Raw genomic sequence first — 22,878 nt, 5'->3', positions numbered from 1 at the left:
CTCAGGTGGCGGCCTGTCTGGCCAGCGCGGGCAGGTCGGAGACGTCGATGACGCCGTCGTCGGGAAGGGAAAAGTCCGGGTGATGGCCGGCCAGGCCGATGACCCGATGCGGATTGTAAAGGGTCAGCCACGGCGGATCGCGCTGCAACTCCTCGTAGGCGGCACGGTATCGACAGGCGCGCGCGGCATCATCGGTCGCCCCCCTGCCGATGTCGATCAGCTCTTCCACGACCTGGTTGCGATAGCCTTGCCACCACGCGCCGGCGATGCGGGAATCGATCTTTTCATGCAGCACCCTGAAGGTGGACATCGGACTGGAATCGAAGACGCAGAGATCGCGGATCTCCTTGCGCCGGACCATGTGTGCATAGGCCTCGCGGTCCGGGTGGAGATGCACGTCGAAACGGACGCCGATACGCGCAAGCTGTGTCCCGAGCGCTGCGGTCAGGCGCTCCGCCTCGTCCGGCAGGCGTGTCGGGCAGTCAAGGCCGAGCGTGAGCCCGTTGCCGTGGCCGGCTTCCACGAGAAGGGCTTTCGCGCGCGCAAGGTCGGGGCCGCCGGCCGGGCCCGTCCCCGCCCCGAAATGTCTCGGACTGACGAAACCCTGCAACGGGTCGGCAGCGCCGGGTAGAACCGTCCTGATCAGTGCCTCGCGATCGACGGCAAGCGAGAGGGCAAGGCGCACGCGCGCATCGGCGAGAGGACCTTTCGCCGCGTTGAGAAGGTAGATGATGGCGACCGGCGCGGCGAACCGGTGCAGCGTCAGGCCATCGATACGGGATGGGCCGCCCGCCGCCGGATCGAGCGTGTTGGCAAGTTGCGCCCGCCCGTCCCTCAGCATCTCCAGCCGAGTGCCTGCATCCGGCTCGAGCAGAAAGCGCAGGCCCGCATTGGCCGGCCGCCCGGCGAACCAGTGGGGATTGCGCCGCGAGCTGACCAGGCCCGCGGCGAAGGTTTCCGCGACATAGGGGCCGGTGCCGCAGGCGAGTGCGCGTTCGCCCCGGTCGAGCCGTCCAAGGATCGACGGTGCGACGATGAAGCCCTGGACCAGCACGTCCAGCAGGTCCGCGATCGGCGCGCCGAGGCGGATGCGCAGTGTCAGCCCGTCCGCGTCGATCTCGGCATCGCCGAGATATTGCCGCCAGACCGCCGGCGAGCCGAGCGTATATCCCTTGTCCTCGCGTGCCATGCGGCGCAGCGAGGCGGCGACGGCCTCGGCATCGCATGCCGTGCCGTCGTGGAAACGGATGCCGGGGCGCAGCTCGAAGGTCCAGCTCCGGGCATCCTCGTCGACGCGCCACGAGTGCGCCAGATGCGGCACGAAGCGTCCGTTCCGGCGCTTCACCAGCGTGTCGTAGAAGGCGAGATAGAGGCTCAGTTCGTCATTGGCATCGGTGCAGTCATGCGGATCGCCAAGCGGCAGGCGGGGCAGGGCGATCGTCGCCACGCCGGACATGTCTGGGGTCATTGGATATCGCGCTCCGGTTCGTCGACGAGATGACAGGCGACCTGCTGGCCGCCGCCCGTGTCTTTCAGGATCGGGCGCTCCACCTTGCAGCGCTCGAAGGCGAGCGGGCAGCGGGTGCGAAAACAGCAGCCGGAGGGAAGGTCTAGGGCGGAAGGAACCTCGCCGCTCAGCTCGATTTCCTCACGCGGCCGGATCTTTTCGATGGAAGGGGCGGCGGACAGGAGCGCGCGCGTATAGGGATGGCGCGGGGCCGAGAAGAGCCGGTCGCGCGGCGCGGTCTCCACCAGAAACCCGAGATACATCACGCCGATCCGGTCGGCGATGTGGTGCACCACGGCCAGATCATGGCTGATGAAGAGATAGGCGAGGCCGAATTCGTCGCGCAGGTCCATCATCAGGTTGAGGATCTGCGCCTGGATCGAGACGTCGAGGGCGGAGACCGGCTCGTCGGCGATGATCAGGCCCGGGTTCACCGACAGTGCCCGGGCAATGCCGATGCGTTGCCGCTGGCCGCCGGAGAACTGGTGCGGATAGCGTCCGGCATGTTCCGTGTTGAGACCGACACGGGCGAGCAGCGCCAGCGTCTTGTCGGCGACCTCCCTGCGCGCGGCGCGGCCCTTCGTCTGTTCCAGCAGCGGCTCGGCGACGATGTCGCGCACCCTTTGGCGCGGATTCAGCGAGGCGAAGGGATCCTGGAAGATCATCTGCATCCGGGCGCGCACCGGCAGCATCTCCCGCACGCCGTGGCGGGAGATGTCTTCCCCGTCGATGCGGATCGACCCGGCGCTCGGCCGGTAGATGCGGGCGATGGTCTTGGCGACCGTCGACTTGCCGCACCCGCTCTCGCCGACCAGGGCCAGAACCTCGCCGCGCTCGATGGCGAAGGACACCCCGTTCACCGCCTGGACGCGCCGGTCGGGAAATCGCAGCCGGCCGTCTGTGAAGCGCATGCGGTCGAGCATCGATCCGCCGATGCGGAACTCCTGGCGCAGGTCGTCCACCTGCAGCATTGCGGTCATCGGGTCTCTCCTTCCTCTAGCGGGAAGTGGCAGGCAAAGGCCCGTCCGCCGGCAAGCGTGAGGTCGGGCTCGCTTGTCGCGCAGATGGCAGCGGCGCGCGGGCAGCGATCGCGGAAGGTGCACCCCTTCGGCAGCTTGCGGATGTCGGGCACGGCGCCGGGGATCTGGCTGAGCCGCGCGGTGCGATGCTCCGGGTTCGGAATGCTGTCGATCAGCCCGCGCGTGTACGGGTGTGCCGGACGGCGGATGACATCGTCGGTGGCGCCGCGCTCCACCACCTTGCCGCAATAAAGGACGGTGATGTGGTCGGCCATTTCCGAGACGACGGCGAGATCGTGCGTGATCAGGATCATCGAGGCGCCATGCTCGCGGATCTGGTGCCGCATCAGTTTCAGGATCTGCGCCTGGATCGTGACATCGAGCGCGGTGGTCGGTTCGTCGGCGATCACCAGTTTCGGCTCCGCCAGCATGGCAATGGCGATGACGACGCGCTGGCGCATGCCGCCGGAGAACTGATGCGGATAGGAAGCAAGCCGCTCTGCCGCGCGCGAGATGCCGACATCCTCCAACATGCGGATGCAGCGCTCGCGGCGGGCGCGGGCGTCCAGGTCCGTGTGCAGGCGCAGCATCTCGTCCATCTGCTCGCCCACCGTCCGCAGCGGGTTCAGCGAGGTCATCGGGTCCTGGAAGACCATGGCGATGTCGCGGCCCCGGATCCGGCGCAGGCGCGGCTCGCCGGCCGCAACGAGGTCCTCCCCGTTGAACAGGATGCGGCCGCCCTCGATCCGGCCCGGCGGGTCGATCAGGCCGAGGATCGAGAAGCCGACGACGGACTTGCCGCCACCGCTTTCCCCGACGAGCCCCATGATCTCGCCGGGCTTCAGCGAGAAGCTGACCCCGTTCACCGCCTTCACCGTGCCGGAGAAGGTGTGGAACCAGGTCCGCAGGTTCTCGACGGCGAGCAGGGCGCCGGCCGCTGTCGTGTCGTGCGCCATCACTTCAGCCTCGGATTGAGTTCATCGCGCAGGAAGTCGCCGAACAGGTTGATGCCGAAGACCAGTGCCATGATGAACAGGCCTGGAAACACGGAGGTCCACCACAGGCCGGAGAACAGCACGTCGAAGCCGTTCTTGATCAGGAGTCCGAGCGAGGGTTCGGTGATCGGCACGCCAACGCCGAGGAAGGACAGGCTCGCCTCGATCAGGATGAAGGACCCGACCTGCACGGTCGCCACCACGATCAGCGGCGTCAGCACGTTGGGCAGGACATGGCGGCGAATGATCTTGCCGTCGCGCAGCCCCGCGACCCGTGCCGCCTGGACGTATTCCTTCTGCACCTCGGAAAGCGTCGAGCCGCGCACCGTCCTTGCGTAGACGACCCAGCCGACGGCGGTGAGCGCGATCAGCACCTTGTCGATGCCCGTGCCGAAGGCGGACATCAGGAACAGCGCGATGAGCATGGACGGGAAGGAGAGCTGGATGTCGGCGATGCGCATGATCGCCGCGTCGAGCCGACCGCCATAGAAACCGGCGAGCAAGCCCAGCGTCGTCCCCACGAGGCAGGACATGACCATGGCGCTGACGCCGATCATCACCGAGACGCGGGTGCCATACAGGATACCGGCGAGAACGCCGCGCCCCTGGCCGTCGGTGCCGAGCAGGAAGCGGGTGTCTCCCCCCTCCAGCCACACCGGCGGCTTGTAGCTGTCGAGCAGGTCCAGCTGGGCAACGTCATAGGGGTTCTGGGCAACGAACAGCGGTCCGGCCACGACAATGACCGTGAAGATCACCAGGATCGCGCTGCCGGCGATCGCCGAGGGGTTGCGCTTGTAGTTGTGGAAGAATTCGGAAGCGAGGAAGGTCGCGCTCATCTTATTTCACCGTTATGCGCGGGTCGATCCACGTGTAGACCATGTCGACCAGGAAGTTGATCGCCACGAAAATGAAGGCGACGAGCATCAGGTAGACCACGATGACCGGCCGGTCGGCGCGGTAGATGGAATCGATCAGCAGCTTGCCGAGACCCGGCCAGGCGAAGATCGTCTCGGTGATCGTGGCGAAGGCGATCAGGTCGCCGAGCTGGAGGCCGAAGATGGTGACGACGGGAATGAGCGCGTTGCGCAGCCCGTGCCCGTACAGGACGCCGCGCCGCGAAACGCCCTTGGCCCGCGCGAATTTCATGAAATCCTGCCGGGTCACCTCCATCATCCCGGCGCGGGTGATGCGCAGAAGGATCGCCATCGTGCCCAGCGACAGCGTGATCGAGGGCAGCAGGATGTGATGCCAGCCGTCGGCGGTCAGCAGCGACGTCTTGAGCCCGAGGAACTCGACCGTGTCGCCGCGCCCGGAAGAGGGAAAGACGCGCCAGTTCACCGCGAAGATGAAGATCAGCATCATCCCCACCCAGAAACTCGGCAGCGAGATGCCGAGAAGCGAGCCGGACATGATCGCCCGGCTTTCGGGACGGCTCGGATTGGCGCCGGCATAGACGCCGAGCGGGATCGCGATCGTCGCGGCGATCGCCATCGCCACGACGACGATCTCCAGCGTCGCCGGCAGGCGTTCAAGGATCAGGTCGAGCGCCGGCTGGCGGTAGACATAGGAGCGTCCGAAATCGCCGCGCAGCAGACCCTCGAGGAAGATCAGGTACTGCTCGGGCAGCGAGCGGTCGAGGCCGAGAATGCGGCGCGCCTGCTCGATCTCCGCATCGGTGGAATCGATGGGGATCACCATGAAGACCGGATCGCCGGTGAAGCTCATCATCAGGAAGACGATGATCGAGACGATCCACAGCACGAAGATCATCTGCAACAGTCGTTTGATCGTGTAGCCGAGCACGCGCGTGGTCCCTGTACAGGTTCACCTGCCTGAGAAAAGGCCGGGAGCGGCGCGCCAGCGCGTGCCGCTCCGTTGCGAAAAGGGGGAAGGGGTCAGTCCTTCACGTCCATTTCGTAGGCCCACAGGAACTTGTCCGTGCGCGGCGTGAAGGTCACGCCGTCGCGCGCGGCATAGATGTCCTGCTCGTAGTGGACCGGTATCATCGGGATGTCCTCGAGCAGGATCTTCGTCACGGCCTGGAGATGCGCGTCGCGCTCTTCCACGCGCGGCGTGCTGTCGGCCTTGTCGATCAGCGCGTCGACGTCCGGGTTCGAATAGGAACCGCGATTGACCTGGCCGTAGCCTTCCTTCTTGCCGCGCGAGTAGAACATCACGCCATACATCGAGCCGGCATCGCCGGAGGGCACGTCCCAGCCGGACATGATGAAGCTCGACTTGTCCGATGGCACGCGGATGTAGCCGAAGAAGTTCGACTTCGGCATCAGGTTGAGGACGAGCTTGACGTTGATCTTGGCCAGCATCGAGGCGAGCGCCTGGGCGATCTGGGCATCGTTGACATAACGGTTGTTGGTGGCGTCGAGCGTCAGGGTGAACCCGTCGGCAAACCCCGCCTCCGCCATCAGTTCCTTCGCCCGTTCGACATCATAGGGGTACATCTGGTGGAAATCGGCGCCTTCCAGGTAGCCGACATGGCTTTCCGGCACATACTGGGCGGACGGTGTCGACAGGCCGTTCATGATCACCCGCGAAATGGTCGCGACGTCTATGGCCCGGGCCATCGCCTCGCGGACGCGCCGGTCGGTCATCGGATTGTCGCCCTCGATCGTGGGGCTCTTTTCGCGGACGTCGAGCGCCAGCACGAGATTGAGCAGGCTCGGGCGGGTCACGACCTCGAACCCGTCGGTGTCCTTCACCCGCTGCACGTCACGCACCGCAAGATCCTGGACGATGTCCACCTCGCCGGTGAGCAGGGCGGCGGTACGCGTTGCCGGATTGGTGATCGGCCGGAAGGTGACGTTTTCGACGGCTGCCTCGCCCAGATGGTATCCGTCGAACGCCTCCAGGACGATGCGATCCTCCTTCACCCATTCCACCAGCTTGTAGGGGCCCGTGCCCATCGGCTGCTGGTCGAGCTTGTCGCCGACCTTCTTCACGTGATCCTCCGAAAGGATCAGGATCGCGGCGAGGTCGTTGGGCAGCGCCGCATAAGGGCGGAAGGTCCTGATCTCGACCGTGCGGTCGTCGATGGCGCGGAAGCTCTCGATATTGGCGGCCAGATTGGCCATCAGCGACGCCTTGAGACGGTCCAGCGTGAAGATGACGTCCGAGGCCTTGAAGACATCGCCGTCATGGAACGTGACGCCCTCGCGCAGCCTGAACACCCAGGTGGTGTCGTCGACAAGCTCCCAGCTTTCGGCAAGGCCGGGGCCGAACCGCAGGTCTGCATCGCGGCGGACCAGCGCGTCATGGATGTGATAGTACATGATGTTGGAGCTGAGCTCCTCGCCCGCCTGCGGGTCCATGTGGACGGCATCCGAGGTCAGGCCGATGGTCAGCGTCTTGTCGGCAAGAGCCGCGGAACCGGTGAGAGCGACAAGCGCCACTGAAGCGAGCAGTCGCGTCATGCTGGGCCGAAATTTCATCTGGATTCCCCTTTTCTGGTGATCTGCGAGGCGGTTGGCCGCCTTCGTTCGATGCTGGGCAGTGGCAGGCGCGGGCCAGAGAGGTCCGCACCGTCTTGCGTGGCGGCGGGATCAGCCGAGAACGGACTGGATCTCGATCTGGTAGCCCTCCGGATCGTCGAAGACGAAAGCCCGGATGCCGAGGGAGGGACTGTCTTTGGGAGCTGTGAGGGCGGCGACGCCGCAGCTCGCCGCCCAGGCATGCCAGGCGTCGACATCCGCGACGCGCATGCAGAGCTGAACCGGCTTGGGATCGGCGGCGCGATGCGAGCCGCGTGTTTCGTCGACGAGGCCGACATGGGCCGTGCCACCAAGGCGGTAGATCTTCGACCAGCCCTGGTCGATGGCCAGCTCGACGCCAAGAACCGTCTCGTAGAAGGCCATCGCACGGGGCAGGTCGCGGAAGTACAGGAACGTCACGGTGAGCAGCGGGTCGCCGGCCGGGCGGCGCACGTCTGTCTGGCTCGTCATGGGGGAGGGATCCTCGGTCGTGATTGCATGCCGATGGTATACCGTCGGCATTCCGAGTCAATGGACATAGTTCCACACCCCGAAAAAATAGCGATATCGAAAATCAGTAGAGGCGCTGGATGGAGGTCAGGATCGACTCGCGTACATTGTCGAGATGGCGGCGCATCGCCGTTTCGGCTCGCGAGGAATCGCGGGCGAGAATCGCATCGAGTATGTCGAGATGCTCTTTAAGGCCGGGCTCGAACCGTTCGGGAATAAAGCCCTTGTCGAAGATGCGGGTCTTCAGCTTGAGGTTCTGGACGAGCTCGGCCAGCAGCCGCGAGCCGGAAACCCGCGCGATCGTCGTGTGAAATTCCTCGTCCAGATCGGCGTGTTCGGCCGGTGTCGTCATGCCGCCTGCAAGCAGGGCCTCTGTGCGTGCACGCAAGGACAGGAGCGGTTCCACCTGGGCATGCACGGTCGCGGCCTGGCGCGCGGACTCGCATTCCAGAAGGCGTCTTATGTGAAGGATTTCAATGATTTCCGAGATTGAAATCTGGTTGACCACGGGCACTCCGCCTTGCGAGCGGGTGACCAGACCCTCCGAGACGAGGCGGGCGATCGCCTCGCGCACCGGCGTCCGCGACACGCCGAGCCGGTCGGCGAAGGCCTTTTCCTGAAGCCGTGTCCCGGCGGGCAACTCGCCGCTGACGATCATCCGGCGCAACCGGTCATGGGTGGTGTCGCCAAGCGTCTGGCCGTGTTCTAAGCTGGACATTCTGATCGCTCCGCCAGATGGCCGGCCGCTTGCGGCATGACCTTTCCTGCATGATATCGACCCTTGCGAACAGGAGGCAGGGGGCGAGTTGTCAATTACGGTATACACAGTGTATATCGTGACGGCAACGAAGGGAGCATCCATGACCGGCAAGACCTATGATCTCGTCATTCGCGGTGGGACGATCGTCTCCGCGCAAGGAACCTTCGAGGCGGATCTGGCGGTTTCGGGCGGCCGGGTGGCGGCGCTCGGCCGCGACCTGGGCGCGGGCGCCGAGGAGATCGACGCCAGCGATCGGCTGGTGATGCCCGGCGGCGTCGACACCCACTGTCACATCGAGCAGCTTTCCGGCGCAGGCCTGATGAATGCTGACACGTTCGAGACCGCAACGCGCTCCGCCGCTTTCGGTGGTACCACCACAACGGTATCCTTCGCCGCGCAGCATCCGGGAATGCGGATCGCCGACGTGATGGCCGACTATGCTGCATGTGCAAGCCGGGGCGCACTGATCGACCATGCCTACCACATGATCGTCGCCGACATTTCCGGCGGGAACCTTGCCGATATCTCACGGCTGGTGGGTGAAGGTCACCGCTCGATCAAGGTCTTCACCACCTATGACAAGGTCCGGCTCGACGACCTGTCGATCCTCAGGGTGCTGGAGGTGGCGCGGGGCGGTGGCGCACTGGTCTGCTTCCATGCGGAGAATGACGGGCTGATACGCTGGGCCACGGAACGCCTGCTGGCAGCCGGCGACACGGCTCCCCGTTTCCACGCCCTGTCGCATCCCCGGCTTGCCGAGATCGAGGCGCTGGAGCGCATCTGCCGGTTTTCCGAGGCCACGGGACAGCCGGTGATGCTGTTTCACGTCTCGACGCGCGAAGGTGTCGAGATCGTTCGCGCTGCCCGGGGAAGGGGCGCGCCGGTCTGGGCGGAAACCTGCCCGCACTATCTCTTCATGACGGAAGCCGATCTCGACCGGCCGGGCATGGAAGCCGCAGCGCTGCTCTGCAGTCCGCCGCAGCGCCAGGCCGCAGACCAGGAGGCGCTGTGGCGCGGACTGGCGCTCGGCGACCTGCAACTCGTCACCTCGGACCACGCACCGTATCGGATGGACGCAAGCGGCAAGTTCGCCCATGGCGAGGCGCCGCCCTTCAACCGCATCGCCAACGGCATGCCGGGTCTGGAACTGCGCCTGCCCCTGATGTTCGACGCGATGGTGGCGGGCGGCCGCCTCGGCGCGGAGAAATTCGTGGAACTGACCGCGACGGCCCCGGCCGCGTTGTTCGGATTGGCGGGCAAGGGGCGTCTGGATCCCGGATACGATGCCGATATCGCCATCTGGAACCCGGATGCGCGGCGGGTGCTGGGCGCCGACGACCTGAACGACAATGTCGGTTACAACCCTTTCGCCGGGCGGGAGGTCGCCGGCTGGCCGGAAACCGTGCTGTCGCGCGGCGAAGTGATCGTGCACGGCGGCACGCTTCAGGCCCGTCCGGGCCGCGGGCGCCGCGTGGTCATGGAACGCAGTCCGGCAATGACGCCTGCGAACTGATCGCTGCAACCGGCGCCGCAGCCGGTACGGCATCGACGAGGCGCGCGACCTGCGCGAGCCAGGGATCGACGATGCCGAGATCGCCGAGATGGCGGAGCGTGTTCAGCATGTAGTCGCGGTTGGCACCGGAAGGACCGTTGGCGCCGGCAACGATCCCGGCGGCCTCCGGCGGAGACAGGTTGCCGGCATAGTGCGCATGTGCGTGATTGGCCGTGTAGCAGAGCGCCCGCACACTCTCCCCGCTTTCCAGCCGGATACCGAGATGCCGTTCCCGGTAGGCGCCGCAGCCAAGCTCGCGCCGGCGCAGATAGGCAAGGGCGGCGGCCCGGTGTGCGCCGGGAACGCGAAACGCGAGGCCGACGCAGGAGCCGCCCCGGTCGAGCCCGAACACGAGGCCGGGCCGGGCCGGCGTGCCGCGATGACGCTCGCAATAGATGCAGAGCCGGCGCCTGTAGCCGTGAAGGCGTGCCCGGCAGGAGGCGGCATGGGCGAAACCCGGTCGCCACATCAGCGATCCGTAGCCGAAGACCCAAAGGTCCCGGTTGCCATGGCTGTCGCCGGACATGCGCCCCCTCGCGTTTCGTGCCGTTCGCGGCCCGCTCGCGCGCAAGTCTAGTCTCTCGGGTAATCTTGCCGGAAATATCTTATCTGTATTTATAAATTGCAGGCCGGATATCTTTTTATATTGTAAGAAATAGCCATGCATTCGATATTCATTTCTCACGTTCTAATACAAAACAAGATTTATACTTATTGAAATGCGTGCGGTATGTCTGATGGCCGGCCCCTGATCGAGGAGGTGAGGATCATGATCGTCCGTACGTTCAAGGCTGCCGGCGATGTGCCGGTCTTCCGCTACGCCCCGTCCCGCGAGATCGTCGCGCGCACCGACCAGGTGGGGCATGCGGTGTTTGACACGACGCTGGCCGCGGGTACCAGCGACACGGTCGCCCGTGACGCGCCCTCGGAGTTTCCCGCCCAGGCGCATTTCTGTCTGTCCGGCAACGGCATGGTCACCGTCGGTGGCCGCAGCGCCATCGTCGAGGCCGACACGCTGATTGCCGCCCGCGCGGGAACCGACATCACCTTCCACGCCGAGACCGATCTGCGCATCTGCACGATCTTCGGCGGCGAGGGGCCGGAGGAGGCGATCCGCGCCGAACCGCTGATCCGGCGCGTCGCGGAGACGGTCGGCACCGGGCGCGACGTGTTCTGGGGCAACGGGCAGAGCCGCCGCCTTCTGGTCCGCGATGACGGTTTCGGCTTCGCGCTGTGCCAGACGCTGGGCAATGCCAACACCGACTCGCCCCTTCAGTACAAGCATCATTTCGAGAGCTGCTACTACGTATCCGGCAGCGGCGAATATGTGTGGGAGAGCGGCAGTCACCCGATCGACACCAACGGCGCGGGGGCGACCGTGTTCATCATGAACCGGAACGACGCTCATCGCATGGTGGTGCGCGACCCGTCCGTCTGCCTCAGCGTCTTCAGCCCGCCCATCGAGGGCCATGAGGCGCACGACTTTTCCGGCAAGAGCCCGTCCTCCTACTAGAAGTGGTGCCCGGGTGTCGTTTCCGGCGCGGCCCCGAGGTCGCGCTCCGGACGCGCCGCTTGGTCGGAACGATCAGTTGAGCGTCATTCAAAAAGCAACCGACTGGCGCGAATATAATATATTTCAGTAACATCCGGCACCTCGATAAGGTTTTGGCGGAGGATCGGCTGATGCATGTGCGCAGGGCCGGGCCGCCTCCGGCCGGCATCCGACCGGTCTGGTCGAGCCCGCGCCGGGCCGCAATCGTCGAAAGGAGCCTGGATGATGTCGCAGTCCGTGCAAGGGCCGGAAGAGGGGCGGGGCCGTGCCGGCCAGACCGGCAGCCAGGTTCACGACATCATCGGCATCGGCATCGGTCCGTTCAATCTTGGCCTTGCCTGCCTGACCCAGCCGATCCGCGATCTCGATTGCCTGTTCCTGGAACGCAAGGACCAGTTCAACTGGCACGAGGGCACGCTGCTGGAAACGGCGACGCTGCAGACGCCGTTCCTGTGCGATCTCGTCACGCTGGCCGATCCGACCAGCGAATACAGCTTCCTGAACTATCTGAAGCAGACCGGGCGCATCTATGCCTTCTATGCGTTCCTGCTCGACACAGAGAACTTCTTCCTGCTGCGCAACGAGTTCAACCAATACTACCGCTGGGCGGCGGGCCGGCTCGACAATGTCGTCTTCAACCGGGAGGTGGAGCAGGTCGAGTATGACGAGGCGGCGGGCGTCTACAAGGTCACCTGCCTCAACACGAAGATGGGCCAGCGCAAGACGCTGCTGGCGAAGCATATCGTGCTGGGATCCGGCATGTCGCCGAACGTGCCGGCGGCCTGCGAGGCGGTGCGCGACAAGGTGATGCACAGCGCCGACTACATGCGCCACCGCGACGAGATCCGGCAGAAGAAATCGATCACCGTCGTCGGCTCCGGCCAGAGCGCGGCGGAGGTCTATCACGACCTCCTGAGCGACATCGACCGGCACGGCTACACACTCAACTGGATCACGAGATCTTCCCGCCTGGTGCCGCGCGAGCTGACCAAGCTGACGCTGCAGATGACGACGCCCGACTATGCGGAATACTTCTTCTCGCTGTCTCGGCCCAAGCGCGAGGACCTTGTGCGCGCCATGCAGGCGATCTTCCAGGGCATCAATCCCTCGCTGATCAACGACATCTATGACCTGCGCTACCGCAAGCAGCTGTATGGCGATGTCGACATGACACTGATGTCGAACACGGAAATCGAGGCCTGCACCCACGATCCCGCGACAGGGCTGTTCCAGATGAGCTTTCGCCAGATGGAGGAGGAACGCTCCTTCCGGATGGAAACGGAGGCACTGATCCTGGGAACCGGCTACCGCTTCAAGGTGCCGGACTATCTTGCTCCGGTCAGCGATCGGATCAACTGGTGCGGGGAGGGGCGTTTCGCCGTCGCCCGCAACGGCTCTATCGATACGGAGGGCCGCGGGATTTTCGTGCAGAACGCGGAAATCCACGCCGACAGCTACCTGCCGCCGGATCTCGGGCAGGCCTGCTACCGGAATTCGGTGATCATCCGGGATGTGCTCGGCAAGGAGTATTACCCGGTGGAGCGCCGGGTGGCGTTCCAGCGCTTCTCCGCACCCGTCGCGCCGGCGGACGAAGCGGCCTCGGCCGGGGGGTGAGGGGACAAGCATGGACGACATGAGTGCCGCAATGCATGTGATGCCCCCGCAGGAGCGCGCCGCCGCGCATCTGGAAGGCGACCGTTGGGCCTGGGTGAACAGGTTGCTGGTGCGCAAGGCGATCAGCGAGTTCTCGCACGAGCTTCTGCTGTTGCCGCGTCTGGTCGGTCCGGCCGGCGACCAGGCGCGCTATGTGCTGGAGCAGCCTTCCGAACATGTCGAGTACAGGTTCCTGGCAAGGCGCCTGCGTCTCGATCACTGGCAGGTCGACGCGGCGTCGATCGAGAAGCGGGTGAACGGCAAGCCGGCGCCGATCGATGCGCTGAAATTCATCATCGAGTTCCGCAAGCCGCTCGGCATCCGCGACGCGATGATGCCCGTCTATCTCGACGAGATCAGCAGCATCCTCTATGGCAGCGCCTACAAGGCGGCGACCAAGCCGCATCGGGCGTCCGATCTTGCCGTCGCCGATTTCCAGGCCATCGAGACCGGCATGACGGAAGGGCATCCCTCCTTCGTCGCCAACAACGGACGGCTCGGCTTCAACACCGCCGACTATCCGCTCTACGCGCCCGAGGCGGCCGGCCCGCTCTCCATCGTGTGGGTCGCGGTTTCGCGGGAACACGCGCGTTTCGTGGGCATGGCCGGCCTCGACCACGACCGGTTGATGGCGGAGGAACTCGGCGAACAGGTCGTTTCCGGATACCGCAAGCAGCTCGCCGGCGCGGGGCATGATCCGGACGACTACCTGTTCATGCCGGTGCATCCCTGGCAGTGGTTCAACCGGATATCGATGAGCTTTGCTGCGGAAATCGCCCGCGGCAACATCGTCTATCTCGGCCTGTCGGAGGATCTCTACCAGCCGCAGCAGTCGATCCGTACGTTCTTCAACGCGACATCCCCGTCGAAGCGCTACGTGAAGATGGCGCTGTCGATCCTCAACATGGGCTTCATGCTGCAGCGCGGGCTGTCGCCGGAGGACATGCGCACCACGCCGGAAATCAACGAGTGGCTGCGCAACCTGCTGGCGCGCGACAGCTACCTGCAGAAGAACGGGTTCTGCCTGATCTGCGAAGTCGCCACGATCAGCTACCGCAATCCCTATTACGAGGAAGGCCTTTCGGCGGATTCTCCCTACAAGGACGTTCTGGCGGCGCTGTGGCGCGAGAGCCCGGTCAACCTCATCCGGCCGGGCGAGCGGCTGATGACCATGGCCGCCTTGCTGCATCTCGACCCGCAGGGCGATGCGATGACCGGTGCGCTGATCGGGCGCTCCGGGCTTGGCGCCGAGGAATGGATCAGGCGCTATCTGCGCGCCTATTTCGCGCCCGTCCTGCATTGCTACTACGCCTATGACATCATCTTCATGCCGCATGGCGAGAACGTCATCCTGATCCTTGAGAACGACGCGCCGACCCGCATCGTCATGAAGGACTTGGCGGAGGAAATGCGCATCCTCAACGATGGCGCGGGTCTGCCGCCGGTGGTGCGCCGCAACTGCGTCGTGCTCGACGACGAGGTGCGCCTCGACGGCATTTTCACGGATGTCTTCGATTGCTATTTCCGCCATCTCGCCGCGATCCTCGACGAACGCGGCATTCTCGAGGAAGGACGGTTCTGGGGACTGGTCGCCGAATGCGCTGCCACCTATCAGGCCGCCCATCCGCAATACGCGGAAAAATTCGCCCGCCACGACGTCTTCGCGCGGGAGTTCCCGAGAAACTGCATCAACCGCCTGCAATTGCGCGACAACCGGCAGCTTCTCGATCCCAACGACCCCGACAAGGGGTTCGAATATGCCGGCACGCTGGAAAACCCGATCTCCCGGGACGCGATCCGCAACGGGACGTCGTCATCGGCGATGCGCCGCGCGCTTGGTCACATCGCGACCTATTTTGTCGGCCCGCGCGCGGACTGAACGTTGCGACCGCCTCCGGGCGGTCGCAGGCCGGGCCGCAAGTTCGCACAAGATATGAATTCCGTATTTGTTGCAAGAAACCTCCTCTGGGATACTTGGAGACGAGGTTTTTCGCGGATTCTCTCGCGTAAAATCATCCTGGTTATTAATAACGATACATCTGGAGGAAGAATCCATGCTCAAGGCGGTGGAGATTTCGAAGGAACTGACGGCGGACAGCATTCGCAAACTCGTCGCGAAAAACATCGACGCGATCCACGTGCCCGGTTTCTATCCCGCCGACCTGTCGGCGGAATTCTCCCGGCGGATCGCGGGACATTCCGACCTGGAGGCCTACAAGGTCCAGAACGCGCTGAAGCGCCTTGGCATGGGCTATGTCGATGTCGGCAAGGACGCGGACAATGCCAGCCGCTACCACAGCGAGGCGGTCCGTTCGATCTGGGGCATCCGAGACCTGGTCTACCCGCGCATGACGCCCCTCGATCACTTCCGCCTGCTGCTGGAGGAAGTGTGGCCGGCCGGCGCCACCATCCAGACCATCGACGGACAGAAAAGCTTCGTCGGCACCTGCCGGGTGATCGAGCCCGGGGCGACGATGCTGCCGCACAATGACAGGCTGGCCCGCATGCTGGTCGACGGCCAGTCGGGCCTGAGCGGGCAACTGGCGGTCAATGTCTATCTCGACATGCCGCCGTCCGGCGGCGACCTGGAACTCTGGCTGAGCGAGCCGACGCCCGAACAGGACAAGATCCAGGAGACGAGCGACGGTGTGGACCGCAGCGAACTCGGCGAGCCGAGAACGGTAATCCGGCCGCAGAACGGCGATCTGGTGCTGTTCAACTCGCAGCTCATCCATTGCGTATCGCCCGGCGTGGGCGCGCAGCGGGTGACCATGTCGTGTTTCGTCGGATATCGCGGCGACGACGAGCCGCTGTCCTACTGGAGCTGATCCCGAAACGGGGAGGCTTCCTGGCCTTCCCCGGCGATCCAGGCCTTCAACGGCCGATCTGAAAAATGCAGAAGGTGCGCCATCGGTTCCGATGGCGCGCCTTCTGCATTCCGGTCGCTCGCTGGGGCCCGGGATCCGGGATAAAAGAACGGTGCGCCGGGCAAGACCGGCGCGGCGGGCGATGTTGGTTGCGGTGTGCTCTTATTCGCCGGCTGCGGCAGCCTGGGCCTCCGGCCCGGCCATCAGGTCGCGACGGCGGATCATCAGCCCGGAAATGACGATCGCGATGATCGACAGGATGGCGACGATCCACAAGAGCACCGAGAAGGCGTTGGCGAAGCTTGCCTGCCCGAACTCGGTGATGGCCGGCTGGATCTCGAGCGGCGCGCTGGAGACCGCACCGGCGAAGTCGCCGCGAGCGATGAGGTTCGCCGTGTTGGTGAGCCCGTCGCCGAGGACGGAGGCAAGGCTCGCATCGCCGCCAAGCTGCAGCGTGATGCTGGACAGCAGGATGGCACCGAACACCGAGATCGACAGGGTGAAGGACCCGTGCCGGAAGGTGATGTTGACGCCGGACGCGACGCCGGCCCGCTCCGGGGGAACGACGGCGGTCGCCACGTTCGACAACTCGCCGTTGATCAGACCGGTGCCAAGCCCCAGCAGCAGGAAGGCAACGCCCCACATGATCACTTCCGACGGCGGTGCGATGGCCAGCCACAGGAAGCCGAGAGCCACAAGGCCGCAACCGAAGGCGATCAGTCCGCGCACGCCGAGCCTGTCCGGCGAGGCGAGCTTGGCGCCAAGCGGTGCGAACAGCAGAAGCGGTACCGTCATCGGCATCAGCATCAGGCCGGCCGAAGACGCCGACATGCCGTGCACGACCTGGAAATAGATCGGCAGGTAGACCAGCATGACCCAGAAGGTGATGCTGTTCAGCACGCAAATGAGCTGGATGCCGGTGAAGGTCGGGATGCGGAACAGTCGCAGGTCGAAGGCCGGCTTCTTGACGGTCGTCTCGATCCACACGAAGGCGAGGAAGAGCACGGCCGCTCCGGCAATGGCACCGACGATCGTGTTGCTGGCCCAGCCCTTCTCGCCGCCTTCGATGACCGCATAGGACAGGCAGGCGAGCGCGCCGGTGAAGGACAGGATTCCCGGCCAGTCAAGGCCGCCGGCATTCTCGTCCGAGGACTCCTCCACCCGCCAGTAGCACAGCGCGATGAGCGTCAGCACGATCGGCACGTTCAGCAGGAAGATCCAGCGCCAGCTCAGGAGATCGACGAGGACGCCGCCGACCATCGGGCCGAAGGCGGCGCCGCAACCGATCGAGACGCCCCAGATGGCGAAGGCCTGGGCGCGCTGAGCACCCTGGAAGGCGTTGGAAATCAGCGCCACGCCGAGGATCAGCATCGCCGAGGCGGAGAGACCCTGCGCGACGCGGCCGCCGATCAGCGCCAGCGGCGTCTCGGCAAGGCCGACCATCAGCGACGTGATGCCGAAAAGGGTCAGGCCGATGACCATCACCCGCCGTCTTCCGAACCAGTCGGCGATGGCGCCGACGGCGATAAGCACCGACGTATAGGCGATGTTGTAGGCGTTGATGATCCACTGCAGTTCCGCGAAGCTCGCCTTGAGCTCACGCTCGATGGACGGCAGCGCGATGGCAACGACGGTCACGTCGAGAATGACGAGAAAGGAGCCGAGCGCCGCGACCAGCAGCGTCGGCCAGTTGTCCATCAGCGAAGAGCCGGTAGTCGATTGGACTGAGGTCATTGTCTGTTTCCCGAATGCGTTTTCGAGACCGCCAGCCCCTCGGACGGCGATACCGACGGCGAAATGCCGTGAAACGGTTGGCAAGACGGAAGGTGCGGTGTGATGCCGTCTGCACGACAACGAAAGCGCCAGCCCGGCGCCCCGCAACCCCACATCGTTTTTGGTATTTCTGCGTCTTACACGGGAAATCTAAAGCCAGCCCAGAAGAGCGTGAAATATATAATTTCCGGGCATTCAGGTGCCTTTGCGACTGACCTTTCAACGAGAGCTGTCGAGGAACCCTGCAAGCTCTTCAGCCTTGAAAACATGGTCGTGCGCGTGATGCCAGACCGGCTTGCGGTCCCGGTCGATCATCGCGGCACGAATGCCCTCGGCGAAATCCTCATGGCTCAGCAGCCGACTGACAATCGAGAGTTCGCACGCAAGGGCTGCCTCAAGCGTTCCCTGCGCACGAGCCTTCCCGATTGCCGCCAGAGCCAATGCCAGCGACAGAGGCGATGCCTTGCGGATGGCTGCGGCGGTACGCGATGCCCAGGCAGCGTCCGGGTCGGCATCGCCGCCGTCGCGGATGCCGTCCAGCCGGGAAAGGGCGGCCGGGACGCCGACACTTGCGAACACCGCGTCGACACGGGCCTGCGAGGACAGGAGAGAGCCGGGGGCGGGCGTCTCCTCCATATCTGACAGGGCTGCTGTCTCGCCGTCCTGGCAGAGACGTTCGACAAGTGTTTCCAGATCCCGGGAGGCGACGAGATGGCGGGCAAGACCGAGGGAGATCGCGTCATGCGCGCCGATTTTCTCCCCGGTGAGCGCGAGCCAGTCGCCAAGATGCCCGGGCATGCGCGCGAGCAGCAGGCTGGCACCGGAATCCGGGATCCAGCCGATAACACACTCGGGCATGGCCACCGTGCTGCGCTCGGTGACGACCGGATGACTGGCATGCGAGGCAAGGCCGATGCCGCCGCCCATGGTGACGCCGTCCATCAAGACGACAACGGGCTTGGGATAGCCGGCGATCACCGCGTCGAGGGCATATTCGCGGGCGCAATGGGACCGCGCGCCGGCACTGTCGCCGGAGAGGACGCGTCCGTGCACGGCGGCGATGTCGCCTCCGGCGCAGAAGGCGCGGGTGCCCGCCGCATCGAGGATGACGAGCCGCACGCCGGGGTCGTGGCGCCAGTCGGCAAGCGCCGTCTCGATCGCTCCCAGCATGGGTTCGTCAAGCGTGTTGAGGGCGCGCGGCCGGTTCAGCGTGATCCGCCCGGCAAGGCCCTGCCGCCGGACGAGGACAGTCGGCTCGCCGGCCGGAGAACTCCGGCCGGGCAGGGTGTGTGAAACGGCGGTCAATGCTGGATGAGGGCTGCCGACCAGGCGAAGCCCGCCCCGTTGGAGACGACCATGACCTTGTCGCCGGGACGGATCAGGTCCTGCTCGACGGCCTCGGCATAGTTGATCACCATGTCGCTTTCCTGGACATGACCACGATGCTTCAGCGCCTTCGTGTAGACCTTGTCGGGGTTCAGGTCGAACTTCTTCATGAAATAGGCCTGATCCCAGGTCGAGAAGGTCGGGTAGATGTAATAGTCGACATCGTCGAAGCTCATGTCGAGCTTGTCGAGGAGCTGCTTCATCACCTTGCCGAACATGCGGAAGTTGATCGGGATGACGCCCTCGTTGAACTTGTCCATCTTGGCGTACATGTGCAGCAGCTTTTCGGTGACCTCCTCGTTCGGCTGACGGTTCTGCAGCCCCGGCACATACCAGACATCGTGCAACCGGCCGATGGAGATCGTCTCGACGCCCAGGATGCGGGCGCGGGTCGCATTCTTGCGCAGCACGATGGCGCTGCCGCCGTCGCTTGCCACCGTGATCGGATAATAGGTCTTGTTCAGCTCCGGCGTGCGGTCGCCGGCGAACAGCAGCGCCGTCTCCACATCGTCGTCGGACAGCATCAGCGACATGACGGTCTTCAGCGCCAGATGATAGCTGGCGCAGCCACCGGTATTGACCGCCGTGGCGAAGGCGTTGACGAGCCCGAGCCGCTCCTGCACCAGGCCGGCGGCAGACCAGGTCGGGCCGACATAGTCTTCCGGGATCGAGGTGAAGTCGACGACAAGGTCGACATCTTCCGGCTTGACCCCGGCCTGATCGAGGGCGCGCGTCGCCGCCTCGATCGCCAGCACCGATGGCAGTTCGTCGGTGACGTGGATGTCGTGGATGCCGATGTCGCGCTGGAAATCGATATGCTTGGACAGCGTGCCGAAGGGGACGTCCTCGTCGCGGAAGACATCCTCGACCAGCTTCTTGTCCGGCGGGAGGTAGAAGGCTTCCGACAGTATGCCGACGTGATCCATGGAAAACTCCCTCGTCAGAACTTGAGCAGGGTGGCGCCGTAGAGGAAGCCGAGACCGTGGCTTGCCATCACGACATGGGTGTCGGCCGGCACGTCGCCCGCCATCAGTTCAAGCATGTTGAAAACGAGATCGGAGGAATGCAGGTGGCCATGCGCGGCAAAGCCGTTGCTGGCGAGCCGGCCGTTGGCATTCATCGTCTCTCCGAAGCGCCGCGTGTCCTCCAGCGAGATGTTGGAGGTGACGAAGCGGCCGATGTCGGAACCCGCGAGCCCGTGCCGCCCGAGCAGCTTGTCGACGAGGCCGCGCAACTCCCCCATCCGGTCGACGGAGGCAAGCTTGTCCGCATCCAGCGTCAGGCGGTAGAGGTCGAGCCGGGTCGGGTGGGCCATGCCGCCGCCGGGAATGTTGAGGACGTCGTGCATGTGCCCGTTCGAGCGCAGGGCCGTGCCGACGATCGTTGCCTTGCCTTCGCCGCGGGCGACGATCACCGCACTGGCGCCGTCGCCGAGCACGGTCACCGGCCCGCCGGCGGCAATCACCCGGTTGCCGGCGATCGCCTGGTCGGCGGCCACGAGCAGCACCCGGTCGACGTCGGCATTGGCACGGATCAGCGCGCGGGCGAATTTCAGCCCGGCATGAAGGTTGGCGCAACCCCCGCCGCTATAGCCCAGCGTGAAGGCCTTCTTGGCGCCAAGCTTGGCCTGCAGTTCGTTGCTCATCGACCAGGCCGGCTCGACATAGCGCTGCGGCATGACCGAGAAGTCGATGATCGCATCAAGGTCGAGCGGCGTCAGCCCGGCGTCCTCGAGCACCAGGCGGGAAACCGAGACGGCCATGTCCGTCGGGCTTTCACCCTCGAAGACATGGACGCCCGTGACACCGATGCCCGACGCGGCCTCGGCGCTGTCCTGCAGGCCCTCGCGGGCGAGGATTTCGCCAAGCTCCTGCCTTCGCTCCGGCAGGTAGCGGGCGGCGGCGAGAATTCCGACACTGTCGTTACGGGTGGTTCCGGCAGCTTGCATGGTCGTTGTCCGTCCTTGGATGAGAAGGGAGGGCGCGGCCCGGCAGCCCCGGCGGCGGATTGCCGCCGCCGGTCATGAACGGCGCAAGCGCGCCGCCGGGCCTGGAGCTGTGCCGCGGGCCGGCCGCTCAGGCGGCCTGGGCCTTGCTGGTGCAGGCGTCGATGATGTCCTGCGGCACGGTGTGGTCGTCGTACCAGCGCCCGGACAACGGCTTCTTCACCAGCGCGACATCCGCCGCGTAGGAGAGGATCTCGTTGTTGTGGGCGGCAAGCTCGCTGCGCAGCGACGAGGAGAGCCGGCCGGTCGCCTCCATTTCCCGGTCGATGGACCCGGTCAGGTGACGCAGGTGATCGATGCGGTCGTTGACGATCTTGATCGAGCGCTTGGTGATGCGTCCGAAATCCGCCTTGTCATTGGCCATCACCTGCATCGCCTCGTACATCGAGGGCAGGAACTCGTCGCGCTTCATCCACTTGGTCTCGTAGTTCATCGCGTCGCGCCAGCGCGGCTGGGTGAGCGATTTGCGATGCGATTCCAGGTCGCGATGGAACACGGTGTAGCCATGCTCGGCCGGCTGCTCGAACCACTGGCAGCCGGGATCGAGGAAGGGAACCATGCCGAAGATCGTCGGCACCACCTTGTCGTCCGGGAAGCGCTCCATCAGCCGGCGGGAATAGGCGACCGTCTCCATGACCGAGGCATGGGTCTGGTGCGGCATGCCGATCGTGTACCAGAGGTAGAAGCCCTTGATGCCGATATCGAGCGCTTCGGCGATCCAGGCCTCCATCTCCTCGTTGGTATAGGTTCCCCGGCCCGTCAGGCGGCTGATCTCCACGTCATGCGATTGCGGGGAGAGGTTGATGTAGATGTCGAGATTGGGCGCCGCCGCCACCATCTGCCTGAGGACGGACGGCTTGGTCAGGCGGAACTGCTCGAAGGAGACCGAGTTGACGACGCCGCTTTCGGACACCGCGCGCAGATAGGAGAGCAGGCGGGGGGAGGATTCCGAATAGGCCTGCAACGTGTAGACGCTCAAGGGCGATTCCGTCTTCGGGAAGGTCATGATCTCCCGCTCGAGCTGTTCGGAGCGCCGGTGGAAGACGGTCTTCTTCTCGACATTCATCATCCGCTGGTAGGCCCAGCGCGACCCCGAGCACCAGCCGCAGCTCTGCTGGCAGCCGGTATTCGGCAGCACCATCAGGTTGGGCATGTTGAGCAGGCTGTCGGTCTTGGGGAACATCTTCGACCAGTCGATGGCGACGTCGTTGAGGACCTCCGGCGTGTAGGAATGGCCGTTGTCGACCATCTCGCCCTTGTCCTTGTAGACGAGGTTCTCCACGTCGTAGCGGCCGCGCACGCCGCGCTTGATCTGGCTGACGAGATTGGCGAAGGGCTCCAGCGTGTCGTAGCCGCGGATGACGCCGTCGATCTGCGGATACTGCATCATCTCGCGCGCGTAATAGGTGGAGACGATGCCACCGAAGACGACGAAACTGTCGGGATGCACCTTCTTCAGAAGGCCGGCGACCTCGACCGAGCCCTGGCAATGGGGCAACCAGTGCAGGTCGATGCCGAAGGCGGGCGCGTCGAGATGCTCGAGCAGCTTCTCGACGTCGAGCGTCGGGTGCTTGAGCATCAGCGAGGCGAGATTGACGATCTTCACGTCGAGCCCGCGCTCGGCCATGAAGCTCTTGATCGACAGGAAGCCGAGCGGGTGCATCTCGAAGATCGGGGTGACGTTGCTGCTCTCCTGGCTTGCGTACCAGCCGAGCGCGAAATCGTCGCGATTGCGGAAATCGAAGATCGCCGGGGCATGGACCAGGATGAGGTCCGCCTTGACTGTGCTTGTCATGATATCGCCATCCGTTTGG

19 protein-coding genes are annotated in these 22,878 nt (G+C 64.9%); 5 read left to right on the top strand and 14 right to left on the bottom strand.

All coding sequences use genetic code 11. From position 1 onward, the window contains the following. Window position 1 precedes the first annotated feature (1 nt). The 8 genes from ACN0T5_RS09415 to ACN0T5_RS09380 all read right to left on the bottom strand — a co-directional run bounded on the left by ACN0T5_RS09415 (window position 2) and on the right by ACN0T5_RS09380 (window position 8,234). Entirely contained in the window at window positions 2-1,468 is a 1,467-nt protein-coding gene (locus ACN0T5_RS09415) for an ABC transporter substrate-binding protein (protein WP_417768372.1), read from the bottom strand. After that, window positions 1,465-2,487, bottom strand: a complete 1,023-nt coding sequence (locus ACN0T5_RS09410; RefSeq protein WP_417768371.1) for an ABC transporter ATP-binding protein — start codon at window positions 2,485-2,487, stop codon at window positions 1,465-1,467. The genes ACN0T5_RS09415 and ACN0T5_RS09410 overlap by 4 nt, the downstream gene beginning before the upstream one ends. Then, window positions 2,484-3,482, bottom strand: coding sequence for an ABC transporter ATP-binding protein (locus ACN0T5_RS09405; protein ID WP_417768370.1), 999 nt, complete (start codon window positions 3,480-3,482; stop codon window positions 2,484-2,486). Before ACN0T5_RS09405 ends, ACN0T5_RS09410 begins: the two co-directional genes overlap by 4 nt. Continuing rightward, a complete protein-coding gene (locus ACN0T5_RS09400; RefSeq protein WP_417768369.1) occupies window positions 3,482-4,357 on the bottom strand; it encodes an ABC transporter permease in 876 nt (291 codons plus the stop codon). The genes ACN0T5_RS09405 and ACN0T5_RS09400 overlap by 1 nt, the downstream gene beginning before the upstream one ends. 1 nt (window position 4,358) lies before the next feature. Further along, on the bottom strand, window positions 4,359-5,324 hold the full coding sequence (locus ACN0T5_RS09395; protein WP_417768368.1) for an ABC transporter permease: 966 nt from the start codon (window positions 5,322-5,324) through the stop codon (window positions 4,359-4,361). A gap of 92 nt (window positions 5,325-5,416) precedes the next feature. Continuing rightward, on the bottom strand, window positions 5,417-6,967 hold the full coding sequence (locus tag ACN0T5_RS09390) for an ABC transporter substrate-binding protein (RefSeq protein ID WP_417768367.1): 1,551 nt from the start codon (window positions 6,965-6,967) through the stop codon (window positions 5,417-5,419). Between the two features lie 111 nt (window positions 6,968-7,078). Then, window positions 7,079-7,477 (bottom strand): VOC family protein, encoded by a 399-nt coding sequence (locus tag ACN0T5_RS09385; protein WP_417768366.1) that lies wholly within the window; start codon window positions 7,475-7,477, stop codon window positions 7,079-7,081. Between the two features lie 103 nt (window positions 7,478-7,580). Then, window positions 7,581-8,234 carry a GntR family transcriptional regulator gene (locus ACN0T5_RS09380; protein WP_417768365.1) on the bottom strand — a complete coding sequence of 218 codons (654 nt, stop codon included), beginning with the start codon at window positions 8,232-8,234 and terminating at the stop codon, window positions 7,581-7,583. A 142-nt stretch (window positions 8,235-8,376) separates the two neighbouring features. On the opposite strand from ACN0T5_RS09380, the gene hydA reads away from it, so the two are divergent. Beyond that, a complete protein-coding gene (hydA, locus tag ACN0T5_RS09375; RefSeq protein WP_417768364.1) occupies window positions 8,377-9,789 on the top strand; it encodes a dihydropyrimidinase in 1,413 nt (470 codons plus the stop codon). Here the strand turns inward: hydA and ACN0T5_RS09370 are convergent. After that, window positions 9,752-10,354 carry a gamma-glutamylcyclotransferase gene (locus tag ACN0T5_RS09370; protein WP_417768363.1) on the bottom strand — a complete coding sequence of 201 codons (603 nt, stop codon included), beginning with the start codon at window positions 10,352-10,354 and terminating at the stop codon, window positions 9,752-9,754. The two genes, hydA and ACN0T5_RS09370, sit on opposite strands and share 38 nt — an antisense overlap. 243 nt (window positions 10,355-10,597) lie before the next feature. On the opposite strand from ACN0T5_RS09370, the gene ACN0T5_RS09365 reads away from it, so the two are divergent. From ACN0T5_RS09365 to ACN0T5_RS09350, 4 genes are all read left to right on the top strand, one after another. Continuing rightward, window positions 10,598-11,341, top strand: a complete 744-nt coding sequence (locus ACN0T5_RS09365) for an ectoine synthase (protein ID WP_417768362.1) — start codon at window positions 10,598-10,600, stop codon at window positions 11,339-11,341. 261 nt (window positions 11,342-11,602) lie between these two features. Further along, on the top strand, window positions 11,603-12,994 hold the full coding sequence (locus ACN0T5_RS09360; RefSeq protein WP_417768361.1) for a lysine N(6)-hydroxylase/L-ornithine N(5)-oxygenase family protein: 1,392 nt from the start codon (window positions 11,603-11,605) through the stop codon (window positions 12,992-12,994). Window positions 12,995-13,004: 10 nt separating this feature from the next. After that, complete coding sequence (locus ACN0T5_RS09355) at window positions 13,005-14,912, top strand: IucA/IucC family protein (RefSeq protein WP_417768360.1); 1,908 nt, start codon at window positions 13,005-13,007, stop codon at window positions 14,910-14,912. A gap of 175 nt (window positions 14,913-15,087) precedes the next feature. Beyond that, window positions 15,088-15,861 (top strand): 2OG-Fe(II) oxygenase, encoded by a 774-nt coding sequence (locus ACN0T5_RS09350; protein ID WP_417768359.1) that lies wholly within the window; start codon window positions 15,088-15,090, stop codon window positions 15,859-15,861. 201 nt (window positions 15,862-16,062) lie between these two features. Here ACN0T5_RS09350 and ACN0T5_RS09345 read toward each other — a convergent pair whose 3' ends face one another. The 5 genes from ACN0T5_RS09345 to ACN0T5_RS09325 form a co-directional block, all read right to left on the bottom strand. Further along, window positions 16,063-17,634 carry an MFS transporter gene (locus ACN0T5_RS09345; RefSeq protein ID WP_417768358.1) on the bottom strand — a complete coding sequence of 524 codons (1,572 nt, stop codon included), beginning with the start codon at window positions 17,632-17,634 and terminating at the stop codon, window positions 16,063-16,065. A 258-nt stretch (window positions 17,635-17,892) separates the two neighbouring features. After that, window positions 17,893-18,978 (bottom strand): enoyl-CoA hydratase/isomerase family protein, encoded by a 1,086-nt coding sequence (locus ACN0T5_RS09340; protein ID WP_417768357.1) that lies wholly within the window; start codon window positions 18,976-18,978, stop codon window positions 17,893-17,895. Next, a complete protein-coding gene (locus ACN0T5_RS09335; RefSeq protein WP_417768356.1) occupies window positions 18,975-19,985 on the bottom strand; it encodes a 3-oxoacyl-ACP synthase III family protein in 1,011 nt (336 codons plus the stop codon). Before ACN0T5_RS09335 ends, ACN0T5_RS09340 begins: the two co-directional genes overlap by 4 nt. A gap of 14 nt (window positions 19,986-19,999) precedes the next feature. Further along, window positions 20,000-21,007: a hypothetical protein gene (locus ACN0T5_RS09330; RefSeq protein WP_417768355.1), complete on the bottom strand. Its 1,008-nt coding sequence runs from the start codon at window positions 21,005-21,007 to the stop codon at window positions 20,000-20,002. Window positions 21,008-21,134: 127 nt separating this feature from the next. Beyond that, window positions 21,135-22,859 carry a cobalamin-dependent protein gene (locus tag ACN0T5_RS09325; protein ID WP_417768354.1) on the bottom strand — a complete coding sequence of 575 codons (1,725 nt, stop codon included), beginning with the start codon at window positions 22,857-22,859 and terminating at the stop codon, window positions 21,135-21,137. Window positions 22,860-22,878: the final 19 nt, after the last annotated feature.

Source organism: Stappia sp. (genome assembly GCF_048261845.1).
Lineage (GTDB): Bacteria > Pseudomonadota > Alphaproteobacteria > Rhizobiales > Stappiaceae > Stappia.
The sequence above is the reverse complement of the archived record's forward strand: the minus strand, read 5'-3'. Positions and strand labels throughout refer to the sequence as shown.

Bases quoted from the DNA above. Each gene is read 5' to 3' on its own strand.
- ACN0T5_RS09415 (WP_417768372.1), bottom strand. From the start codon at position 1,468: ATGACCCCAGACATGTCCGGCGTGGCGACGATCGCCCTGCCCCGCCTG.
- ACN0T5_RS09410 (WP_417768371.1), bottom strand. From the start codon at position 2,487: ATGACCGCAATGCTGCAGGTGGACGACCTGCGCCAGGAGTTCCGCATC.
- ACN0T5_RS09405 (WP_417768370.1), bottom strand. From the start codon at position 3,482: ATGGCGCACGACACGACAGCGGCCGGCGCCCTGCTCGCCGTCGAGAAC.
- ACN0T5_RS09400 (WP_417768369.1), bottom strand. From the start codon at position 4,357: ATGAGCGCGACCTTCCTCGCTTCCGAATTCTTCCACAACTACAAGCGC.
- ACN0T5_RS09390 (WP_417768367.1), bottom strand. From the start codon at position 6,967: ATGAAATTTCGGCCCAGCATGACGCGACTGCTCGCTTCAGTGGCGCTT.
- ACN0T5_RS09385 (WP_417768366.1), bottom strand. From the start codon at position 7,477: ATGACGAGCCAGACAGACGTGCGCCGCCCGGCCGGCGACCCGCTGCTC.
- ACN0T5_RS09380 (WP_417768365.1), bottom strand. From the start codon at position 8,234: ATGTCCAGCTTAGAACACGGCCAGACGCTTGGCGACACCACCCATGAC.
- hydA (WP_417768364.1), top strand. From the start codon at position 8,377: ATGACCGGCAAGACCTATGATCTCGTCATTCGCGGTGGGACGATCGTC.
- ACN0T5_RS09370 (WP_417768363.1), bottom strand. From the start codon at position 10,354: ATGTCCGGCGACAGCCATGGCAACCGGGACCTTTGGGTCTTCGGCTAC.
- ACN0T5_RS09365 (WP_417768362.1), top strand. From the start codon at position 10,598: ATGATCGTCCGTACGTTCAAGGCTGCCGGCGATGTGCCGGTCTTCCGC.
- ACN0T5_RS09360 (WP_417768361.1), top strand. From the start codon at position 11,603: ATGATGTCGCAGTCCGTGCAAGGGCCGGAAGAGGGGCGGGGCCGTGCC.
- ACN0T5_RS09355 (WP_417768360.1), top strand. From the start codon at position 13,005: ATGGACGACATGAGTGCCGCAATGCATGTGATGCCCCCGCAGGAGCGC.
- ACN0T5_RS09350 (WP_417768359.1), top strand. From the start codon at position 15,088: ATGCTCAAGGCGGTGGAGATTTCGAAGGAACTGACGGCGGACAGCATT.
- ACN0T5_RS09345 (WP_417768358.1), bottom strand. From the start codon at position 17,634: ATGACCTCAGTCCAATCGACTACCGGCTCTTCGCTGATGGACAACTGG.
- ACN0T5_RS09335 (WP_417768356.1), bottom strand. From the start codon at position 19,985: ATGGATCACGTCGGCATACTGTCGGAAGCCTTCTACCTCCCGCCGGAC.
- ACN0T5_RS09330 (WP_417768355.1), bottom strand. From the start codon at position 21,007: ATGCAAGCTGCCGGAACCACCCGTAACGACAGTGTCGGAATTCTCGCC.
- ACN0T5_RS09325 (WP_417768354.1), bottom strand. From the start codon at position 22,859: ATGACAAGCACAGTCAAGGCGGACCTCATCCTGGTCCATGCCCCGGCG.